Raw genomic sequence first — 21741 nt, forward strand, 5'->3', positions numbered from 1 at the left:
CCGGAGCAAGCCATGTGCCTGTGCAGGATTCACATCCCGCTACCCTGCTATTCAAAATCAAAGGACTCAAAATCCTCGTCGCCAAAGCTATCCTGGAACTCGCCATCGTTAATTAGGAACTGACGGCGCTGCAGATAGGCATCTTTTAGAAAGGTGTACTTATCACCGCTGACCAGCTCATCGGAGCCCAATAATTTTGCACGTACTTGCACAAGATCCAGCGCCATCAAACCCAACTCAGCGGAAAAGGGCTCAACCTCACTGGTCGGTGAAGCATAGCGATCGATAAAGCGGCTGCTGCCATCGCGAATGGTACTTGGCCCGAGAAGAGGCAGCATTAGAAAGGGGCCGGGCTCTACCCCCCAAACAGCCAGAGTTTGCCCAAAATCCTCTGACTCGCGGGGCAGTCCCAGATGGGTCGCGACATCAAAAAAGCCCAGCACACCCACCGTGGTGTTTATCAGAAAGCGCCCGGCATCAACCATGGCGTCTTTGCCCTCGCCCTGGAGGACATCATTGAAGAAGTTCTTCACCTCACCGAGGTTGTCAAAAACATTGCCGATGCCCTGGTCAATGAATCTCGGCGTCACCTCTTTGTAAGCCTTGGCAACCGGTTTGGCGACGTAGCGATCCGCCCCCTCGTTAAAGGCGAAAATGTGGCGATTGAGGCCTTCCCAGGGGTCGCGGGGATCATTGCCATATTCTGCGGCGAAAGACAGCGGCGCGAACAGACAAATCACCGTGGTGAGCAGTCTATGCAGCAACATGCGAATAGTATTCCCTACTGTTGTATTGCGCCCACTATACCTAAAGCCCACATTAATACCAGCGATGTTATTCGCCAACGAATGAAGGCTCTGCAAGGCAGAGAATATCCGCCTCCAGCAACTGTTGTAGCAGGCTCTCAGCGAAGTCAACCAAGCGATCTTCCTCGGTCGCCAGTTCCTTAGCCAAACTCGCCAAACACTCACGTGGCGAGGCTCCGCCTTCTAGCAGTGCTAACAAGCGAGCGGTGACGGCATTAATTTCCATAAATCGCACCGCGTCGCTGCGGTCCCGGTACACCACCAAATATGTCATGTCTCCCGGCGGGTGGAGAGGTTGATAGGCCTTGGAAATACGATGCACCGGGTATGGGTAACTCAAGCTCCAGGCGAGGGGCGACTTCCGCAGACAGGTATCGACCAAGGGCGTGGACACAGACAGTTTCGCCGGCAGCGTGGCCGTATCTGTATCGAGAGCAAGTTCCACCCACTCATAGTGCGCCAGCGCCCGTAAAAATGGTGGATCATCGGGGTGGTCGCGCGCACTGCTAAGGTAGTGAAGAAACTCCTCAGCAATTTGCAAAAAATACGGGCTCTGGCAGTGATGGACTTTCATAAAGTCCCGCACCATGGCGTGCCACTGATCATCGGGAAAAATACTGCGACAAACCGGAAAACCACCGCTGATGAAGCCCTCTATGTTCTTGTAGAACAAGTCACGATACACGGCCAGTCGTCGAGGCTCGATGCCCTGAGGCGCTGGGCAAGACTCCGGATCGCGCAAATAGGCGGTGAAGGCCTGCTGCTGTTGCTGAAAGGGGTCCATTACTGCCCTACCTCCCCTGTCGCCTGCACATCGCGAATTCGCGATACCTCATCGAGCAACTCGGCCATTGGTGGAAAGTTAAAATCTCGCTCCAACAATGTCGGCAAAGACCCGCAATGCCCATAGCACTCGCCAAGCAGCTGCCACACGGACTCGATAACGGGCGCACCATGCGTATCCACTTTGAGGTCATCAGCCTCGTCAAAATGACCGGCGATGTGCATATAGGCGGCGCGCTCCAGCGGTAGCTCGCGCAGGAATTGCCGGGCATCGTAGCCGTGGTTCACACTGTTAACGTAAACATTATTCACATCTAACAATAGGCCACAATCGGCCTCTTCCAGCACGCCAGTAATGAACTGCGATTCGGTCATCTGGCTATCAAGCGCGGTGTAGTAGGAGGCATTTTCCAGTAAAATTTTTCGACCGAGACGCCGCTGCACCTCAATTACGCGCTCGGCAACATGCGCAACCGCCTCATCGGTAAAGGGGATCGGCATCAGGTCATAGAGATGGCCGCTATCGCCGCAGTAGGTAAGGTGCTCGCTGTAGAGGCGACAATCGAAGCGGTCGATGAATGCCGCGATATCATCAATCAACGCGTAGTCGAGCGGCGCAAAGCCACCGATGTTTAAGCTCAAACCGTGCAGGGTAACCGGGAATTTTTCGGCCAGCGCTTCAAATGCCTTGCCAAACCGTCCGCCGAGGTCAATCCAGTTTTCGGGGGCGACCTCGAAGAAGTCAATATCGCCGGGCTGCAACTCGCTGAAGGCATCGAGCATGCCGCGTCGCAAGCCCAGTCCCACGGCATCTGCCGCTAAGCCCGGTTGAATTGCTGACTGTTGCTGAACGTGATATTGAGGCAAGGCCCTCTCCTCTTCGCCCGTTATTGTTGTATTAGGACGTATGACTCAGCGAATTGTTACATCGTTCTTTAACGCTTGCCAAAGCTGCTTTAGGCGTTTCTCCGATACGGTTTGCGCCGTGCCCAAGCGCTGGGCGAACAACGACACGCGAAATTCTTCCAACAGCCAGCGGTATTCTCTGAGCTTTTCTGATTTCTGCCACAACTTGGGATCGCGAGCCAGTGCGTTTTCCAGCTGCTCCTGTAGCGGTTCAATGGCAAGTGTCGACTGGCGATCCCGCTGATAGTGGCCGTCCAGTTTACTGACCCGCTCCTCTATCGCAGCAAGGTATCGCGGGTAGTGGCCAAGCGCCTCGGTAGACACCTGAAAAATAAAGTCGTCGACAAATAGGCCGTCTAACTGGCGCTGAATATCATTAATACTGTGTATCCAGCTCAAGCTGTTTAGCTTCTTCAGCTGCTTTCGGATTCGCGCCTGCGACGCGAGAATATCGCCTAGCAACGCTGCAACCTCTTCGGCACAAGGCACAAATTCCGCACGACCCGACTCCCATAGGGCATCAAAGGCCTGTTGATCGCGCGGCAGATTATCCGTAGTAACTGCAAAAGCTCGACGCGCTGCCACCAATAGACAGGCCTCTATCCACGCTTTGCGTTGTTGTCCGCAGGCGGCGAACTGTAGCTGTTGGGCATTCCCCTTAAACAACTTAGCGCGCAGACTCTTGCACTGGGCGGGCAAACGCAGAAGTAACAGCCGCAAACAGCCGCGCAAGGACTTGTTCTGCGCCTCCTCCAGCGTTTCGGCCAAGCTGAGCTCCACATCCTGCCCCGAATCCGTCAAGCAGGGAAACGCAGTCAAGGTCGCGCCCGCCTGTTTGAAGCGATGCTCGACAGGCAGTTCGCCAAACTCCCATTGTTGATAGCGGCGCACCTCAAAACCACCCTGGCTCTCTTCAGCGATACTTTTTTGCACCTCTGAAGCGAGCTGCGCCCTCAATGCAACAATATCCCGCCCCGACGCCAGCCGCTTGCCGCCGTCGTCGAGTACCACCACATTCATTTTGTAGTAGTCATCTATGGTCGCCGATGACCATGCTGCTAAATCAATATTGGCGTCGCTAAGCTGCTCCAGCCGGGCAGCTAATGCTGGTAGTAGAGGCTCGTCACTCGGCGTTAGCCGGGCCAATGCCCGATCTACGTAGTCAGGAACCGGCACCAATTGCTTGCGCTGGGCCTTTGGCAACGCCTTAACCAAGGCAATACATTTTTCTCGCAATAACCCTGGCACAAGCCATTCGAAGCGCCCCTCCGGCAGCTTGTGCAACAATACTAGCGGAACGGAAACACTGACGCCGTCATCGCGATGCCCCGGCTCAAAGTGGTAAGACAAGGCCAGCTGTTTACCCCCACAATTCAACTGGGTGGGAAATTGCGCCTCGTCAACGCCACCCTCGCTGCGCATCATCTGCGAGCGAGCCATCTTAAGAGTGGCATCCGCAGAGGATTTTTTCAGCCAGGACTCCAGTTGCCTGGCGGTCGTTATGCCCTCGGGCAGGCGCTCATCATAGAACGCATAGATCTCCTCATCTGAGATCAAAATATCACGCCGGCGCGCCTTGTCTTCCAAGTCGAGTATCTCGCGACGCAAGGCCTGGTTGTGGGCAAAAAATGCCGCCGCACCTCGGTAACGCCCCTCAACCAAGCCCTGGCGGATAAAGACCTCCCTGGCCAGCTTGGCGTCAATAGGGCCAAAGTGAATGCGATGACGGTCGCGCAGGGTCAAGCCGTAAAGCAGGGTTTGTTCATAGGCCATTACCCGCCCGCTACGGGCGTGGAAATGCGGTTCGGCGTAATTGCGCTTCAACAAACTGTCGTTGATACCAAACACCCACTCGGGCTCGATCTTTGCCACACAACGAGCAAATAGCTGACTGGTCTCTGCCAGTTCAGCGGCAACAATCCACTTCGGCGTTTTCTTTCGCAGCGACGACCCCGGAAAAATCATCAGTTTGCGATTGCGCGCGCCGAGGTATTCCCTGCCCTCGTCATGGTTCGCAATTTGACTGAGAAAGCCCGGCAACAGCGCCCGATGAATGTTTTGGTAATCGGCTGGCTGCTTATTTTGCTCGAGTTTTAACTGCCGGCACATCAGTAGTAGCTGGTGGTGCACCTCTCGCCATTCACGCATGCGAGTCCAGCTGAGAAACTCCTTCTTACACAGTTTGCGCCATTGATTCGCACTGAGTTGTTGGCGCTGCTCCTCCGCGTATTCCCACAGTGCTACAAAGGCGAGGAAATCCGACCCCTCCTGCCAAAAACGCCGGTGCTTTTCGTCCGCCGCCTGCTGTTTATCCGCCGGGCGGTCGCGTGGGTCCTGAATACTCAAGGCACTGGCAATCACCAGTATTTCACGCAGGCACTGCTGTTCTGCCCCGGCGATAATCAGCCGAGCTATACGCGGATCTACCGGAAAACGCGCCAGCATCTTGCCCTGCGCCGTCATCCGCTCCCCGTCGACGGCCCCAAGTTCCCTCAGCAAGGCGAAGCCATCGCGAATTAAGCGGTTATCCGGCGCGTCGACAAAGGGAAACTTGCGGATATCACCCAGACCCAACTGCAACATCTGGAGGATAACGGCCGCCAGGTTAGTACGTTGAATCTCCGGCTCGGTAAACAGCGGGCGGCGCTCAAAGTCTTCCTTGCTGTACAGACGATAAGCGATGCCTTCTGCCACGCGCCCGCAGCGCCCCGCGCGCTGATTTGCACTGGCTTGAGACACTGGTTCAATGGGCAGGCGTTGTACCTTACTGCGAACGCTGTAGCGACTCACGCGCGCTGTACCTGCGTCGATCACATAGCGAATGCCTGGCACCGTCAGCGAGGTTTCTGCCACGTTTGTCGCCAATACCACGCGCCAGCCACGCCGGCCTTTAAGGTCGAAAATGCGCTGTTGTTCCGCCGCGCTCAGCCGCGCATACAGCGGCAACACCTCCGCACCCGGCAGTTGCGCTTGACGCAACTGTTTGGCGACGTCGCGTATCTCCCGTTCGCCACTCAAAAAAACCAAAGTATCGCCATGGCGTTGCGCGCCCTCGGCGATCATCTCCCGCAATACTTGCTCGACCCCTTCTCCCAGGTCTTGCTCTGCGCTGATGTCTTCCAAAGGGCGATAGCGAAATTCAACTGGATAGCTGCGACCGGACACCTCGACGACGGGGGCATTGTCGAAGTGGCGAGAAAAGCGCTCCACATCAATGGTTGCAGAGGTAATAATCAGTTTGAGCTCTGGGCGCTTAGGCAACAGGGTTTTCAGGTAACCCAGCAAAAAATCAATATTGAGGCTGCGTTCATGGGCCTCGTCGATGATAATCGTGTCGTAATCGCTCAAATAACGGTCATTGGCGATTGCAGCGAGCAGGATCCCGTCGGTCATCAGCTTTATGTAGGTGTTCGGGGTGCTTTGCTCCTGAAAACGCACCTGATAACCCACGGCATCACCCAACGGCGTATTCAATTCATCTGCAATTCGCTGAGCCACCGTGCGCGCCGCAAGACGACGAGGTTGGGTGTGGGCGATCTGCCCATTGACCCCGCGGCCCATTTCCAGACACAACTTCGGCAGCTGCGTGGTTTTACCCGAACCCGTCTCGCCGGCTATCACCACAACCTGGTGTTTATCGATTGCTGCTCGAATATCGTCAATGCGCTGACTGACCGGCAATCCCTCGGGGAAGCTCACTGCCGGTACGGCGCGCTGCCGGAAGAGCAGCCGCTCAGCGGAGGCATTGATGCTCTCCTCAAGTTTGACATAGGCGTCGCCGACAGCTTGCCCGTCTCGCTCTCGTCGCTGCAGTTGTTGCAAACGACGTCGCAATCGATAGTGATCGGGGCGGTAGCTGTCGCCGAGTTTGTCAGCGAGGAGATTCCAATTATGGCCGGACATGAGCGCTAGACTAGGACCTTAAAATAAAAAGGGCGCCACATGGGCGCCCTTGCGTTTTCCAGCGTAAAAATCAGCTGGCGCGCTTGGCAAGCTCTTCGTCTCGCAGAGTGCGGCGAAGTACTTTACCAACGTTCGTTTTGGGCAGTTCGTCACGAACTTCGATATAGCGCGGCATTTTATAGCCGGTAAGACGCTCGCGCAAAAAGTCCTTCAACTCTTTCTCGTCAAGTTCGCCATGCTTGGGCGCAACGAAAATCTTAACGGCTTCACCGGATTTTTCATCAGGCACGCCAATCGCCGCACACTCAGCAATATTTGGATGCGAGCTAAGCACATCCTCGATCTCGTTGGGGTAAACGTTGAAACCGGACACCAAGATCATGTCTTTCTTGCGATCGACAATTTTCAGGTAGCCATCTTCCTTCACCACCGCGACATCGCCAGTCAGCAGCCAGCCATCTTTAATGGTCTTCTCAGTTTCGTCCGGGCGCTGCCAGTAACCCATCATGACCTGCGGGCCACGCACGCAAAGTTCGCCGCGCTCGCCGATACCCACGTCGTTGCCGTCGTCGTCAACCAAACGCACTTCGGTACCCGGCAGCGGCAGGCCGATGGTACCAATTTGGTTGGCACCACCTGGGTTGATCGATACCACTGGTGAGGTTTCGGTCAAACCGTAACCCTCGTAGATCTCCGCGCCGGTCATTTCCTTCCAGGTTTTCGCGGCACCGGCAGTCAGCGCCATCCCGCCAGACAGGGTGACCTTGAGGCCGGAGAAGTCCAAGCTGGCAAATTCCGGGTGTTTACAAAGCTGAACAAACAGCGTGTTGATACCGCTCATTCCCGTCCATTTCCAGCGTTTCATCTCTTTAATAACGCTGTCCAACTCACGCGGATTGGGAATCAAAATTGAGTGGTTACCCTGCATCATGACAACAAACGTCAGCATGAATGAGTAGATGTGGTACAGCGGCAGCGGCGCGATAAAGGTTTCGCCGCCACTCACCAAGCCATAACTGGAGAAGTTCTCTCGGCTCTGCAATACGTTAGCCATCAGGTTTCTGTGGCTAATCATTGCGCCTTTAGATACCCCAGTGGTACCGCCGGTATATTGCAGCAGCGCCAATGCTTCCAGGTCCGGCGCAGCCTTTTGATATTGCTTGCTACTGCCTTTGGCCAGGGCTTTACGGAAGCTAATGGAGTTCTTGAATTTAACCGCGGGGACTTCTTTGCGTACATACTTAAGTACGCTGTTAATCAATGTCCGCTTCACTGGTGGATGAAGGTCGGCCACTTCAGTAACGATAACCGTACCCACGCCAGTATCACCAACTACCGCGGCCGCTGTTTCGGCAATGTTTGCCAATACGACGATGGCCTTTGCACCGGAGTCGTTCAATTGGTGCTTGAGTTCGCGCTCGCTGTAAAGGGGATTGGTATTCACCACGATCATGCCGGCACGCAGCGCACCGAACAGTACAACCGGGTACTGCAAAATATTAGGCATTTGAATCGCAATGCGATCGCCTGCTTGCAAACCGCTGTGCTCTTGCAGGTAACAGGCAAACTGCGCAGACAAGCGATCCAAATCTGCGTAGCTTAATGTGTGCCCCAAGCAGCTGACAGCCGGGTTCGCCGCGTATTGATTGACGCAGTGGTCAAACATACCGACCAAATTCGGGAACTCTTGCAGATCGACGTCATTGGATAGGCCAATGCGTGATCTCGCCGCGTTAATCGTTTCTGCAATTTGCTGTTGCTGCTCAGACAAGGTCGCCCCCTAGCTATATTTTTGTTATCGACGTGCCTCCCCATGCCGGTTGGCACAAGGGCTCGGACGCCTATTCAAGTGAATTTGGCAAGCTAACCAGATTTGTGTTCACTGTCAACACCAGTCGACTCGCCAGCCGCAAACTGATCCGGGTCCACAAACATCAGGCGAAAGCGCAAATTTCCCGCCTGGCGCTGGTCTACACCCAGTACCAGCGCATTCATCTGCCCTTTTGTTTCGCTGATGACAGGCACAAAAATAACATGTTCTTGCCCCTCTTGATCACTCATCACCCTGGGAGCATTGCCTGTTTTTAGAAAGCGGGCGTAGCTATCCACGAGCATGATCAATTGATTGCGAAATGCACTAAAGTTTAACTGTCCGCGGAACTCATCATAGTTCATATCAAGACTGACGCGCAGGACCGACCCGTCTTCAAGTTTCACATCGTTCAGCAATACCGCCTTACCCGCCTCCAAGGCGCGAAAGAAACGCTTTCCGTCGCTGCGCTGCCCGTCAATGATGCACTGTTTAATCAGCGAGGATGCCAATAACATCAGCGCGGGGGTCTCAATATTTACATTCATTGTTGTTATTCCTGATACGTCATTTTCTGGCGACAGCATGCTAATGCAAGACACCCCTTCACACCAGCCTCAGCCCGCAGGCGCTGCACCGGCAATATCGTCACTGCGGTGACAGGCCACGGCCCTGCCTTCAGCCTGCGCTTTAAGCCAGGGTGGGGTCTGTCGACATGCTTCAAGGGCGTAGGGGCAACGGTCGGCGAAGCGGCAGCCGACATCGGTACTTAACGGCAGGGGCAGTTCTGTGGTCCGCGGGGCGATCACTTGTACCTTGTTGCGATCGAGCGTCGGCTCGGGGTGAGCAGCCAGCAACTGCTGAGTATAGGGGTGCGCCGGGGTATTCAGCAGCTGCCAGCAGGGCGCTAGCTCAAGTAGTTCGCCGAGGTACATCACCGCAATGCGGTCAGCCAAGCCACCAAGTACCGCCAGGTCGTGGGTGATAAATACCATTGCGGTACCGAGATCGCTCTGAATTTCCCTCAACAGCGCCAATATTTGCGCTTGCACCGACACATCCAGCGCTGACACCGCCTCGTCGCAAACCACCAGCTGCGGCTCACACAAAAAGGCCCTGGCAATCCCCACCCGCTGGCGCTGCCCGCCAGACAGTTCATGGGGGTAGCGCTGGGCAAATCGTGCATCAAGGCCGACCCGCTCCAGCCAATACCCCTGCCGCTGGTGAATCACACTGCGACGCTCACCGCGAGCCAGCAGTGGCTCAGTCAAACTGTCGCCGATGGTCATGCGGGGGTTGAGACTCGCGTAGCTGTCCTGAAAAACCATTTGTATCTGCCCCGCGCGGCGGCGCTGGAGCTTCTCAGGTAAAACCGCTCCGTTGAATCGCAGAGTGCCGTGGGAAGGCCGTTGCAGGCCGGCAATGATACGCCCCAGGGTGGACTTACCGGAGCCGCTTTCGCCCACTAGCCCCAGCACTTCGCCAGCGCGGATGGATAAACTCACCCCATCGACAGCGGCAAGATCCTCATTATTGCGCTGAAAATGACAACTGACCTGGTGCAAGGCGAGCAATGGTTCAGTCATGCTGCAGCCTCCAGCGTTCGGGGTAGTCCGGGTGCCAGCGCCAACAGCGCACGCCAGCACCTCGCGGTGAGATCAGCAACGGCGGCGAATCCTCACAAATAGCCATGCGATGTTTACAGCGCGGTGCAAAGGCACAACCCTGAATAGTGCCGCGCATATCGGGCGGTGAACCCGGAATGGCAACCGTAATTTCCCTGCTATGCAAACGTGGCATCGCTGCCTGCAAGGCCTCACTGTAGGGGTGGGCAGGGTGGCGTAACAAACTCGCTACAGAGGCCGACTCCACGGTTTCACCCGCGTACATCACTGATACGGTGTCAGCAATATTGGCCACCACCCCCAGATCATGACTGATAAACAGTAAACTGGTGCCCTGCTCGTGCTGTAGTTCACGCAACAGTGCCAACACTTCGGCCTGAACCGTCACATCCAGTGCGGTGGTCGGCTCGTCGGCGATCAATAATTTCGGTCGACAAGCAACCGCCAGCGCTATCATCACCCGCTGCAGCATGCCCCCCGAAAACTCAAAGGGGTATTGAGATAGGCGCTGCTCGGCACGCGGAATCGCCAAGCGCTCAAGAAGTGCCGCAGATTCGGCACGCGCCTGTCGACGGTCCATATTGCGGTGCAAGCGAAAGCACTCAGACAGCTGCGCTCCGATCGTTCGCGTGGGGCTTAATGCGGTCATCGGGTTTTGAAATATCATGGCGATGCGCCGCCCACGCCACCCTCGCCAATCGCGATGCCCCTGAGCCGGCAGTGGCTGCCCCATTACACTGAACTGCTCGGCATTGAGCACCGCATTGGGCGGTGCCAAACCGAGTAAACACATGGCGGTTAACGACTTGCCGCTGCCAGACTCGCCGACAAGCGCTCGGCATTCTCCCTCCTCCAGACTGAAGGACACCTCTCTCAACACCTGGTTGCCGCTGAGTGCGAGTTGTAAATGCTCTATGGCGACGACGCTCATTGCCCCACCCCGCCGCTGCGTTTATCGGCAGTGTCACGCAATGCGTCACCGAGAATATTAAACGCCAATACCGAAATACTGATCATTGCGGCCGGCCACAATAGCTGCCCGGGGTGGGACAAAAGTGTTTTGATACCATCGTTACACATTGCCCCCCAAGACGTGCTTGGTGGCGACACCCCCATACCAATAAATGAAAGAAAGGCCTCAGTAAAAATCGCCTGGGGTATGGCAAAACTGAATGCCACCATCAACACCGGCAACACATTTGGAAAAATATGTCGCCGGAAAATCCCCCAAGTAGTAACGCCCGAGAGTCGCGCCGAGTCGATAAATGGCTGGCTGCGCAGGGCCAGCACTTGGCCGCGAATAAGCCGCGCACTGCTCGGCCAGCTAAGCAGTAACATCGCCAAAATGAGTGGCAAAATGCCGTCCTGACCGGGACCAATCCCGAAGGCAATACGCAGTAAAATCATGAAAAGCAAGAACGGCAGTGCGACGACAAAATCCGCCGAGCGCATGGCAAATTGGTCAAATTTACCGCCAATATAGCCCGCCAAACCGCCAAAGATCGCACCGAAACTGATAAACAATAGCGGCGCCACAATCCCCACAAACAACGAGCTTCGCCCGCCAGCCATCAGCCTCGCCAGGATGTCGCGGCCCAAGGCATCGGTACCCAGAGGGTGAGCAGGCAATCTAAGGTACTCGGGATAAACCGTCGCAGAGGCAGGTATCAGTTCCTGCAACTGGGCTTCAAATACCGAAATTGCTGGCTCAGGGCGTGTCTCGGTTGAAAACAGCATCATCCCTGTGTCGGCATCGACCAGGGTGTAACGATAGATCTGACGCCGCAATTGCAATTCATCGGTATACGACCGGCCCCTACCCTGCCACAGCGGCAGGCCTTTACCCGATTGATGCTGTTTAGCTCGATAAAGACGAAAGCGCTCAACCGAGACCACCTCGGGCCAGGCGAGCTGCACCCGTTCGGTATTACTCTCCAGCACCGTCAAGCGGCTGACGTTACCAACTCCCTTTGTTGATATGGGGCCGACCACCCTTGCGTATATCCCCGATGTTGGTCCACTGGACACCTGCGACAACCATTGCTGGCTCGGATCCTGCTGCCACACTAACGGGCCAAGGAGCACAAAAAGCAGCATCGCCATCGCCGCGCCTGCGGCCGCTAATAAGCTGGGGCTCCACCGCCATGACGGGGGCGCCGCGCACTCTGCATCTGGAAGTACCGGCGGCTGCCACGGCGCAAAACGAAATACGGGAATGCGCATGTTAGCTGCGCCCCGCTGACAAACGGATTCGAGGGTCGATCAGGCCATAACTGATGTCGACAAGCACCACAATGACCACCAGAAAGGCGCCATAAAATACCGTGGTTCCCATAATGACGGTGTAGTCCAGCTGTTGCACGGCCTGCACGAAATAGCGTCCCAAGCCGGGTATTGCAAAAATCAGCTCAACCACAAACCCGCCCGTCGTTATCGCAGCAACCGCTGGACCGAGTTCAGTCACTACCGGTAACAGGGCATTGCGCAGCTGATAGCGAAAGAAGAGTGATACACCACTGATACCGCGCGCTCGCGCAGCCAATATATAGTCACTGCTTAGTACCTCGAGCATCGCCGCGCGGCTCAAGCGGCTTAAATATGCCAAAGTGCCCAGCCCCAGTACCAGAGCCGGGACCCAAACATGGTTGACACCTCCCCACCCCGCCACCGGCAACACCGTGCTCTCGGCTGCCGAGTTGAGCTTGACGATAATCAATTGAGCCAAACCGGCTATCACAAACCCCGGCACAGAAATCGCTGCAACCACCATGAACATTACTAACTTATCAGGCCACTGGCCGCGGTAATGCGCGGCGATGCTGCCTGCCAAAACCCCGCCCACTAACGCAATAGCAATGGCCGCGATTCCCAGGGTTGCCGACACCGGAAAATGCTCGCGTATTATGTCGTTCACACGGCGATTTTCCTGAGTAAAGGAGATACCGAAGTCGCCGTTTATCATATTGCCTATGAAGGTGAAGTACTGCTGGCTGAGTGGCTTATCTAGCCCGTAACGCGCTTCCAACTGCGCGCGAACTACCGGCGACATCGCTTTGTCCTGGATCAATGGGTCACCCGGAACTGCGTGCATGGCAAAGAACGTCGCCGTTGCAATAAACCAAACTGTTATCGCGCCCCATAGGAGCCGATGCAATACAAACTTGATCATCATTCAGGGCTCAATCCAGGCATCGCGAAAATTGGGGTCACCGCCAAACACTGAACGACGAACGCCCTTTAACTGAGGGTGCTGAACATACAGCATGGCATTCTCGTAGGTGGGCAAAATGGGGACATCATCAACCACCAAATCCTGCAAGGCAGCCATCGCGGCAAATCGCTGGGAGGCATTGGCGCTGCTTTGAGCAACGCGCACCAAGCGATCATATTCCGGGTGGCTGTACCGACCACGATTATTGTCATTCCACGAGGCAAACAAATCGGCAAAGGTCATAATATCGTCGTAATCGGGCCCCCAGGCGGCAACCACGATGTCAAAATCGCCGCGGCGCATCTTTTCTATGCGCTGCTTGAATACCTGCTGATCAATACGCAGGTCCAGGCCCAGGCCGCGCTTGAGGAGGTACTGGTAGTACTCGGCCTCCTGTACAGCACGAGGGCTGTCTCCGGCAAGCAGCATAAGCGGTGGGAAAGCCTCAAGGCCGAGCTCCCTTTTCGCTTGCGCCAGATACTGGCGCGCCATGGCCAGGTCTTGTCGCAGTCTCCTCACCGGATATTCCTGACGAAAAGCCTGTCGCTGGCCGCGCACTGTGACCGGAAACAGGGAATACGCCGGCAGCACGCCCGGTAGGCCGATCACTTTATTGACGAGTACAGCTGGGTCCAGCAGATACTGAATCGCCTTTCGGAAGCTTCTGTTCGCTGTAATCCTGCCCGCGCGAAAATTAAACTCGAGAAAGAACAGCGAACCACTGTGAAAGTGCTGAATGTCATAGCCGCGCTTAACCGCCTCATCCAACAAACCGGTATCTAGATTGGCCAGTGCAATCTGCCCATCTCGAAACAAATTAAACTGTGCACCGGGGTCTGCGGTGATATAGGGCATGTCGATGCGAGAGATGCGCAGCGACGATTTGTCCCAGTAATGCGGATTTTTCTCCAAGGTTAAATGCGCGCCGTGCACCCATTTGGTCAGGGTAAAAGGCCCGTTGTAGAGCATTTTGTCGGCGTCAGCGGCATAACGGCGCCCCCAGTGCTCTACAAGGTCTTGGCGCAGCGGCATATAACTCATGAAGGCCGTAAGGCTTAGGAAGTAGGGACAGGGCTGGGCAAACTCGACATGCAACTCGGTGCTGGAGACAGCCCGCACACCCAGTGAATCCGGCGGCGCAAGGCCTTCGTTTACGGCGCGAGCACCTTTAATCGGATAAAAGATAAACGCATACTGGGAGGCGGTTTCCGGGCGCAGGGCATATTGCCATGCAAAAACAAAATCCTGAGCGGTAACCGCCTGGCCGTCACTCCACGTCGCATTCTCGCGCAGCCAAAACCGCGCCCCGTTTTCGTCGATTTGCCAGCGTTCGGCCACCCCGCCCACCAGCTCACCGCTTTCGCCGTAGCGCAGCAGCCCCTCCATCATATGAGAGATAACAAAACTCGCGATCGTATCTGTCGCTCTCGCACTGTGCAATGTGGGCGGTTCAGTCGCGAGGGCCAGCGTAATACTTTTTGACTCTGGGTCGACGGCGCCAGCCTGCGCGGGCAGGACTGGGAGTATCCCCACGACAGCAAATACAATCAGCATTACAGCCGACGCAATTTTGCCTGTTACAATACCTGTTGCCTCTCTCATAGCGTTTACAGGCCTGTCATTGAACGACCACAACAATCCTTATTATCTCCAACCTGCCGAGCTCGACTGGCAAGACGGTGTTCCCTGCGCCAGCGACTTCGGTGATGTATATTTTTCCCGCGATGATGGCAGCGCCGAAAGCCGCTATGTTTTTCTTGACGGCAACCAGCTGGCAGAACGCTGGAGAGCCCTAGATGCCAATAAACCCGGACGCTTTACCATCTGCGAAACCGGCTTTGGTACCGGTCTCAACTTTTTACTGGCCTGGCAATTATGGCAACAATGTGCGCCCGACTCTTGGACCCTGCACTATATTTCCTGCGAAAAGCACCCGCTGAACAGTGGAGACCTTGCCAAAGCCCATCAGCACTGGCCAAGCCTAGCGTCATTGGCGGCGATTCTACAGCACAATTATCCCCCTTTGATACCTGGACACCATCGCCGTTCACTCGGTGAGAGAGGGCCGCACATAGACCTGCTGTTTGGCGACATTGCCGACACCCTGCCCGCATTGATTGACAGTATTGGCAGTCACCCCGACTCGTCACCGCGCGCCGTTGACGCATGGTTTTTAGACGGCTTTGCCCCCTCTGCCAACCCGGGCATGTGGCAAGCGAGCCTTTTTGACGCCATGGCTCGCTTGAGCAAGCCCAATGCAAGCTTTGCGACCTTTACCGCTGCTGGCATAGTCAAACGTGGTCTGCGTGAGCGCGGTTTTACCGTGACCAAAACCAAGGGCTTTGGCCGCAAACGCGACATGCTTGTCGGGCACTTTTCTGCCGCGCAGCCCGACACCGAGCCCGCTTTGCCGCCGAGCCGCCTGCCGTGGCATCAGCCTGCCGCGACCGCAAGCGTGCACTCAGTGGTGGTGGTTGGTGCCGGTTTAGCTGGCTGCACCACCGCCCGCGCACTGGCAGAGCGAGGACTCAGGGTCACCCTTATCGAGCGCCGCGCCAACCCCGCTGAGGAGGCATCCGGCAACCCACAGGGCATGCTCTACACCAAATTATCGCCAGAACCCGGCTTGCTCAACGTGTTTACTCTGCACAGCTTTCTCTATGCGCTTCACCACTACCATCGTATTGCAAGCAATTCCGGTGCCATTGATGGTGAGTTTTGCGGTGTTCTTCAACTCGCCAATTCGCCACGCGAGGCGGCGCTGTTTAAGCGCTTGCAGCAGCAATTGGCCGAACACCACTGGCTACAATTTGTGGATCGTGATCGAGCCTCTGCATTAAGCGGTATTGATATTCGCCAAGACGGTATCTTCTATCCCGCCGCGGGCTGGCTGTCGCCGCCGAGTGTTTGCAAAGAACGCATTGCTCACCCCAACATTGCGCTACTGACCAACAGTGAGGCACTGTCGCTGCTTGACCACGGAGACCACTGGCAGATCATTGGCAGCGGGCAACATCCAATTGCTGAGGGTGATGCCGTCGTTATTGCCAATAGCCACGACGCAACGCAGTTTTCACAGAGCGCGTTCTTACCGCTGCGTAAAATTCGCGGTCAAATTAGTTATTTTCGACAGCAGGATGTTCAGACCCCACCCCGGTGCGTGGTGTGCCACAAAGGCTATGTCGCCCCTGAACATAAGCAACAACTCTGCATTGGCGCGAGCTTTGATCTTCACAACGCCAACAGTGAGGTAACGGCTGAGGACCACGCCTATAACCTCAACACACTCGCCGGCCTTAGCCCGAAGCTGCTAAAGCCCGGCAGCGAAGCGATTGGCGGCCGCGCCGCGCTGCGCTGCGCCAGCCCGGATTACGCGCCTATCGTTGGCGCCCTGCCCGATATTGAAGCCTTCGACAATGATTACGCCGCGTTGCGCAAAGATGCTCGCCGCGCCATCGATCAGCCCGGGCGCTATGTGCGCAATTGCTATGTGAATGTCGCCCACGGCTCGCGGGGCCTTACGTCGACCCCCATCGCCGCCGAACTGCTTGCTGCCTATCTATGCAATGAGAATCGGCCACTGCCCAAGCAGTTGTGCGAAAGTTTGTCGCCCGCGCGTTTTATCATTCGTGACTTAATGCGCAGTAAACGCTAGGCTGCCCCAAACTACCAACACATGATAGGAGCCTGCGTGAGCGACTACACTGCCCTGGAAAAACGTCTGCGCGAACTCGAGGATATTTCAGCAATTTCTGCACTGAAATACCGCTACCTCAATGCCTGTGATGCCAAGCAACCCGAGGAGGTTAGTAACTGCTTTGTTGCAGGAAAGATCGACATCGACTTCGGCCATATCGGGCGCTTTGACAGCCGCGAAGCCTTTGTAAACGTCTTTGAAGAACTTGGCTGCCACGCCCACATTATCGACATGCACCACGCCCAAAACCCCGTTATCCGCATCCTCTCGGAAGACCAGGCAACGGGGCACATCGGCCTGCGTTTTCTGAGCATCAACACCCAGGATAAAACGCGCATTCAGCTGTCTGGACACTACGACGATGAATACCAACGTGTCGATGGAGAGTGGAAGATATCAGCGAGCCGCTTCACCGTGGCGGCTGTTGAGATGATTGATTTCTCTGGTGACCACGCCCGCGTTACCTACACCGGAAACACAATGCCCTCCTTATAGGATGTTCGTCTTGGAGAACAAAGCCTAGCGGCTCATTTAACAAACCAAGCCGCGGATGGATCGCGAGACAACTCAGCCCCTTGGGCCGTACCGGCAAACATGGGGCCTGAAAAGTCACAACGGCTAGGGCGACATTCATTCCAGTCGGTGACAATTTCGCGGTGGCTGAACTGCCACCGGCCGTCACAGTGAATATAACGGTCCAAGTACCGCCCACCCACCAGCAGCTCTTCATCGCCCGAGGCACCGGGGTAACGGTGGTACGCCTGGCAATACACTTCGCCCTCGGCGCGATCGCCGTCAACCACAATCAGGTGATTCGTTACCGCGTGCGCCGTCAAAGTCATCTGGGATAATTGCTCTGGCAACCACTGAACATAATCACTCGCTGCGCCGCGGAACATGGCCCCGTGGTCTTCAGTAGCATCAGGGTGATAGAGCTCTGCCAATGCGGCGTAGTCTTTGCGGTCGATGGCCCGGCAGTAGCGCAGTACCAAGTCGCGAATGGCTTCCTTCGCTGACAAGTGCCAGAGAATATCGTCGTTTTTCATCGCCCTGAGTGCCCTCCAAATCCTTGCTTAGCCACGGTGCCCGTCATCTGCACGTCAGTGGTGCGCGGCTACCAGCGAAATGGCATAGTAGGAGATTCTGCAAACACTTTGAATGCTGACAATAGTGATGTACCGCTTACACACGCTTATCGCTCTTGTGGTCGTCGTACTGCCACTGCGCGCGGCTGCTAATACGCTTCCTTACGACGTTGTGGGGCACTACCCTCATTCAACAGCGCTCTTCACCCAGGGGCTGGAACTGTTTCACGGCCAGCTTTTTGAGAGCAGCGGTCTTTATGGCCACTCGAAAGTGATTGCACGCCCCTTTCCAGAAGGGAGTACTGCCCCAGAAGGGAGTACTCCCCCTGAAGAAAGCACTGAAACCCTGCGGGGCGTCACCCTGGACAAATCGCTATTCGCAGAGGGCTTAACCTTCCACAGAGGCAGACTTTACCTGCTCACATGGCGCGCTGGCCAATTACTGGAGATAGACCCCGAGCGGTTTGCGCTACTGCGCCGTCACGCATACAAGGGTCAGGGTTGGGGTATTTGCTATCACTCGCGCCGCGACTTATTTGCAATGTCTGACGGCAGCGACGAAATACAATGGCGCCGAACCAGCGACTTCTCATTGGTGGACACCCTCACCATTACCGGAGCCGGTAACTATCAGCACCTCAACGAATTGGAGTGCCATGGCGACTATATCCTCGCCAACCAATGGAAGCAGCCCTACCTCCTTGTCATTGATGCGCGCTCAGGCGAAGTCGTTTCACAACTAGACTTGAGTGCACTCATTCCAGAGGGCCTCCATCAGGAAGCGGTGCTCAACGGTATCGCCTATGATGCCCGCGACGATACCTGGCTGGTGACGGGTAAACTCTGGCCCAAAATCTACCGAATTCGCTTTACGCTTCCGGTATTGGAGACGGCAAAAAGCGCCGCAAAAGCCGGCTAAAAATGCTAGTCTCCCTGAAACGTTTAATCGCTCAAGACAGGATTCTATGACTGCTACCCAACCACGTGCCGCCCACCCTGCTTTTGAATTACTCAGCAGTAAATCAATCGACGCACTCGGCGTCGCCCTTTGCGAATACCGGCACATAGAAACCGGCGCCAGCCACTACCATATTGACGCTGACAATAAAGAAAATGTGTTCCTTGTGGCACTGCGCACCGTCCCTAACGACTCGAAGGGCGTCGCTCATATCCTGGAGCACACGGCGCTGTGTGGCAGCGAAAAATACCCGGTGCGCGACCCGTTTTTTATGATGATTCGTCGCTCGCTGAACAGCTTTATGAACGCGTTTACCAGTTCTGACTGGACAGCCTACCCCTTTGCCAGCAGCAACCGGAAAGACTTTGATAACCTGTTACAGGTGTATTTAGATGCCGTTTTCTTCTCACGCCTGCACCCCCTAGATTTCGCCCAAGAGGGTCATCGGTTAGAGTTTAGCGAACGCGGCAATCCCGACTCAGCACTTCAATTTAAAGGTGTGGTTTTCAATGAAATGAAGGGGGCCATGAGCTCGATACCAAGCAGGCTCTGGCACACGCTGTGTAAGTATTTATTTCCCACTGCCACCTATCACCACAACAGCGGCGGCGATCCGGAGGCCATTCCAGACCTCAGCTACGAAGAGCTAAAGGGCTTTTACGAAAGCCATTACCATCCCAGCAACGCCATTTTTATGACCTACGGCGATATTTCTGCCGCCGAGCACCAAGCACGCTTTGAAGAATTGGCCCTCAAGCGCTTTACCGCCCTGGATAAGCACATTGCAGTGGCGGATGAAAAACGCTACCACGCCCCCATTCGCGTGCAAGAGTCCTACCCGCTGCCAGCGGCGGAGGACCCCAAGGGTAAGACCCATATCGTGTTGTCCTGGCTACTGGGCAATAGTACCGACCTTGATAGCCTGCTAGAGGCGCAACTTCTTGCCGGAATATTATTGGATAACAGCTCCAGCCCACTGCTGCATGCGCTTGAAACCAGCGACCTGGGGAGCTCCCCCTCGCCGATGTGTGGTTTAGAGGACTCAATGCGTGAGATGGTGTTTGCCTGCGGACTGGAAGGCAGTGAGGTCGAGCACCGCGATGCCGTAGAGGCCCTGGTGCTCGACACCCTCCGCGACTTGGTCAAGGAGGGCGTCGACACCGACCAAGTTGAATCAGTCCTTCACCAGCTGGAGCTACAACAACGAGAGATCAGTGGCGACGGCTACCCCTATGGCCTGCAACTGATTTTGAATAGTTTGGGAGCGGCCACCCACCGCGGTAACCCCGTTGATGTCTTGGACCTAGACCCAGCGCTTGCGCGCCTGCGTGAGAAAATCGCTGATGCGGATTATCTTCCCCGCTTGCTGCAGCAGCTAATTGATAACCCTCATCGCGTCACCCTGGTTTTCAGTCCTGACCAACAGTATCAACAGCGCGCCGAAGACGCTGAACAACACCGATTAGCCACAATCCAAGCCTCGCTCAGCGACGCAGAGAAGCAGGCGATTATCGATCAGGCAGAAGCCTTGGCTGAGCGACAAACCCTGCAAGAAGACGAGAGCATCTTGCCCCGAGTCGGCTTGGCAGATGTCGCCCAAGACCTCCCCGAGCTGCCCTATACCGACGCGCATTTCGGCAACCTGCCCTACTGCTATTACAACCGCGGCACCAATGGTTTGATTTACCAGCAGTTGTTAATCGAAATGCCGCATCTCAGCGATGACGAGCTCGGCTTACTCCCCCTCTACACCCAAACCGTCACCGAGCTCGGCCTGGGCGAGCGCAGCTATATAGAAGTACAAGCCCACCAAGCCGCGATCTGTGGCGGCATCTCGGCTTACACCAGTATGCGCGGCGGCATAAACGATGAACAGCAGCAGCAGGCGTACTTAGTACTGTCGTCGAAGGCCTTGCTACGTAATTGCCAGGCGCAAGCAACGCTCATGCGCGACACACTGGAGCAGGTACGCTTTGACGAACATGAACGAATCCACGATATGCTCGCCCACATGAAGGCGCGACGAGAGTCTTCAATCACCGGAAACGGGCACGCGCTGGCCATGGCAGCGGCCTCTTCGGGGATGAGCCCCGTTGCAAGAATTAGCCAAAAGATGTCCGGTTTAGATGGCATTCTGCAGCTTCGACAGCTGAGCGATGCGGCTGAGACAGCGAGCGGCAAAGCCGCCTTGGCTGAGGGGTTAGCGGCCATTCACCAGAAAGTGCTGTCTGCCAACCGGCAGCTGTTGGTCGTTGCTGAAGAACAGGAGTTCAATGCTCATCGCTCAGCGCTGGCATCGGTTTGGGATAATTTCCAGGGCGATGGCAACGCGCTATTGCACACCGACACCTGCCGTGAAGCACGTCGTGAATTTTGGTCTGCTAACTCCCAGGTCAACTTCTGCGCCAGCGCCTACCCCACCGTTCCCTCGGGCCATCCGGACGCCGCGATATTGAGCGTGCTGGCTGTGTATCTTCGCAACGGCATCTTGCATCGCAGCATTCGCGAACAGGGCGGCGCCTATGGCGGCGGCGCATCGCAAGACTCCAATATTGCGGCCTTCCGCTTTTATTCCTACCGCGACCCACGCTTGCAAGAAACGCTAAACGATTTCAGCCAAGCCATTGATTGGATGCTGGACACACCTGTGAGCAGCGACGCCCTGGAGCAAGCGATACTGGGCGTTGTCAGCAATATCGACAAACCCGGCTCGCCCGCCGGCGAGGCAAAGCAGGATTTTCACAGCCGTATTTTTGGCCGCAGCATTGATGATCGCCGCACATTCCGAAACCGCGTACTCGCGGTGACTGGCGACGATTTGCAGCGGGTGACCCGAGAGTACCTCAAGGGCGTGGCGCCCAGCATTGCGGTAATCAGTAATAGCGCAACGGCCCAAAACCTTGACGACTGGCTGTCAGCGGAAGGCTTTGAGCAACGGCAACTCTAGCGCCCGCGTG

At 55.9% G+C, this 21741-nt stretch carries 16 protein-coding genes; 4 read left to right on the plus strand and 12 right to left on the minus strand.

Annotated features, from left to right (window positions below; translation table 11 throughout):
* Positions 1–47: 47 nt before the first annotated feature.
* From HNR64_RS05360 to HNR64_RS05410, 11 genes are all read right to left on the minus strand, one after another.
* On the minus strand, positions 48–767 hold the full coding sequence (locus HNR64_RS05360) for an MlaA family lipoprotein (protein ID WP_204995521.1): 720 nt from the start codon (positions 765–767) through the stop codon (positions 48–50).
* Between the two features lie 67 nt (positions 768–834).
* Positions 835–1590: an HvfC family RiPP maturation protein gene (locus HNR64_RS05365; protein WP_204995522.1), complete on the minus strand. Its 756-nt coding sequence runs from the start codon at positions 1588–1590 to the stop codon at positions 835–837.
* Positions 1590–2456 carry an HvfB family MNIO-type RiPP peptide maturase gene (locus HNR64_RS05370; protein ID WP_476749630.1) on the minus strand — a complete coding sequence of 289 codons (867 nt, stop codon included), beginning with the start codon at positions 2454–2456 and terminating at the stop codon, positions 1590–1592. The genes HNR64_RS05365 and HNR64_RS05370 overlap by 1 nt, the downstream gene beginning before the upstream one ends.
* Before the next feature lie 45 nt (positions 2457–2501).
* Positions 2502–6398 carry an ATP-dependent RNA helicase HrpA gene (gene hrpA, locus HNR64_RS05375; RefSeq protein WP_204995523.1) on the minus strand — a complete coding sequence of 1299 codons (3897 nt, stop codon included), beginning with the start codon at positions 6396–6398 and terminating at the stop codon, positions 2502–2504.
* Positions 6399–6468: 70 nt separating this feature from the next.
* The gene (locus HNR64_RS05380; protein WP_275587313.1) at positions 6469–8169 is read right to left on the minus strand and encodes an AMP-binding protein; all 1701 of its coding nucleotides are present in this window, start codon (positions 8167–8169) and stop codon (positions 6469–6471) included.
* Positions 8170–8261: 92 nt separating this feature from the next.
* Positions 8262–8756 carry a hypothetical protein gene (locus HNR64_RS05385; RefSeq protein WP_204995524.1) on the minus strand — a complete coding sequence of 165 codons (495 nt, stop codon included), beginning with the start codon at positions 8754–8756 and terminating at the stop codon, positions 8262–8264.
* A gap of 69 nt (positions 8757–8825) precedes the next feature.
* The gene (locus HNR64_RS05390) at positions 8826–9794 is read right to left on the minus strand and encodes an ABC transporter ATP-binding protein (protein WP_204995525.1); all 969 of its coding nucleotides are present in this window, start codon (positions 9792–9794) and stop codon (positions 8826–8828) included.
* Positions 9787–10764, minus strand: a complete 978-nt coding sequence (locus HNR64_RS05395) for an ABC transporter ATP-binding protein (RefSeq protein ID WP_204995526.1) — start codon at positions 10762–10764, stop codon at positions 9787–9789. Before HNR64_RS05395 ends, HNR64_RS05390 begins: the two co-directional genes overlap by 8 nt.
* Complete coding sequence (locus HNR64_RS05400) at positions 10761–12056, minus strand: ABC transporter permease (RefSeq protein ID WP_204995527.1); 1296 nt, start codon at positions 12054–12056, stop codon at positions 10761–10763. Before HNR64_RS05400 ends, HNR64_RS05395 begins: the two co-directional genes overlap by 4 nt.
* A 1-nt stretch (position 12057) precedes the next feature.
* Complete coding sequence (locus HNR64_RS05405) at positions 12058–13005, minus strand: ABC transporter permease (RefSeq protein ID WP_239547629.1); 948 nt, start codon at positions 13003–13005, stop codon at positions 12058–12060.
* Positions 13006–14646, minus strand: a complete 1641-nt coding sequence (locus HNR64_RS05410) for a peptide ABC transporter substrate-binding protein (RefSeq protein ID WP_204995528.1) — start codon at positions 14644–14646, stop codon at positions 13006–13008.
* A gap of 19 nt (positions 14647–14665) precedes the next feature.
* Between HNR64_RS05410 and mnmC the strand changes: the two genes are divergently transcribed.
* Both mnmC and HNR64_RS05420 read left to right on the plus strand, forming a co-directional pair.
* Entirely contained in the window at positions 14666–16699 is a 2034-nt protein-coding gene (gene mnmC, locus HNR64_RS05415; protein ID WP_204995529.1) for a bifunctional tRNA (5-methylaminomethyl-2-thiouridine)(34)-methyltransferase MnmC2/FAD-dependent 5-carboxymethylaminomethyl-2-thiouridine(34) oxidoreductase MnmC1, read from the plus strand.
* A gap of 36 nt (positions 16700–16735) precedes the next feature.
* Entirely contained in the window at positions 16736–17236 is a 501-nt protein-coding gene (locus tag HNR64_RS05420) for a nuclear transport factor 2 family protein (protein WP_204995530.1), read from the plus strand.
* A gap of 32 nt (positions 17237–17268) precedes the next feature.
* On the opposite strand, the gene HNR64_RS05425 is transcribed toward HNR64_RS05420, so the two are convergent.
* A complete protein-coding gene (locus HNR64_RS05425) occupies positions 17269–17787 on the minus strand; it encodes a nuclear transport factor 2 family protein (RefSeq protein ID WP_204995531.1) in 519 nt (172 codons plus the stop codon).
* A 112-nt stretch (positions 17788–17899) separates the two neighbouring features.
* On the opposite strand from HNR64_RS05425, the gene HNR64_RS05430 reads away from it, so the two are divergent.
* Both HNR64_RS05430 and HNR64_RS05435 read left to right on the plus strand, forming a co-directional pair.
* Positions 17900–18745, plus strand: a complete 846-nt coding sequence (locus HNR64_RS05430; protein ID WP_204995532.1) for a glutaminyl-peptide cyclotransferase — start codon at positions 17900–17902, stop codon at positions 18743–18745.
* Positions 18746–18791: 46 nt separating this feature from the next.
* The gene (locus HNR64_RS05435; RefSeq protein WP_204995533.1) at positions 18792–21731 is read left to right on the plus strand and encodes an insulinase family protein; all 2940 of its coding nucleotides are present in this window, start codon (positions 18792–18794) and stop codon (positions 21729–21731) included.
* The last annotated feature ends 10 nt before the right edge of the window (positions 21732–21741 follow it).

Source organism: Spongiibacter marinus (genome assembly GCF_016906995.1).
GTDB lineage: Bacteria > Pseudomonadota > Gammaproteobacteria > Pseudomonadales > Spongiibacteraceae > Spongiibacter > Spongiibacter marinus.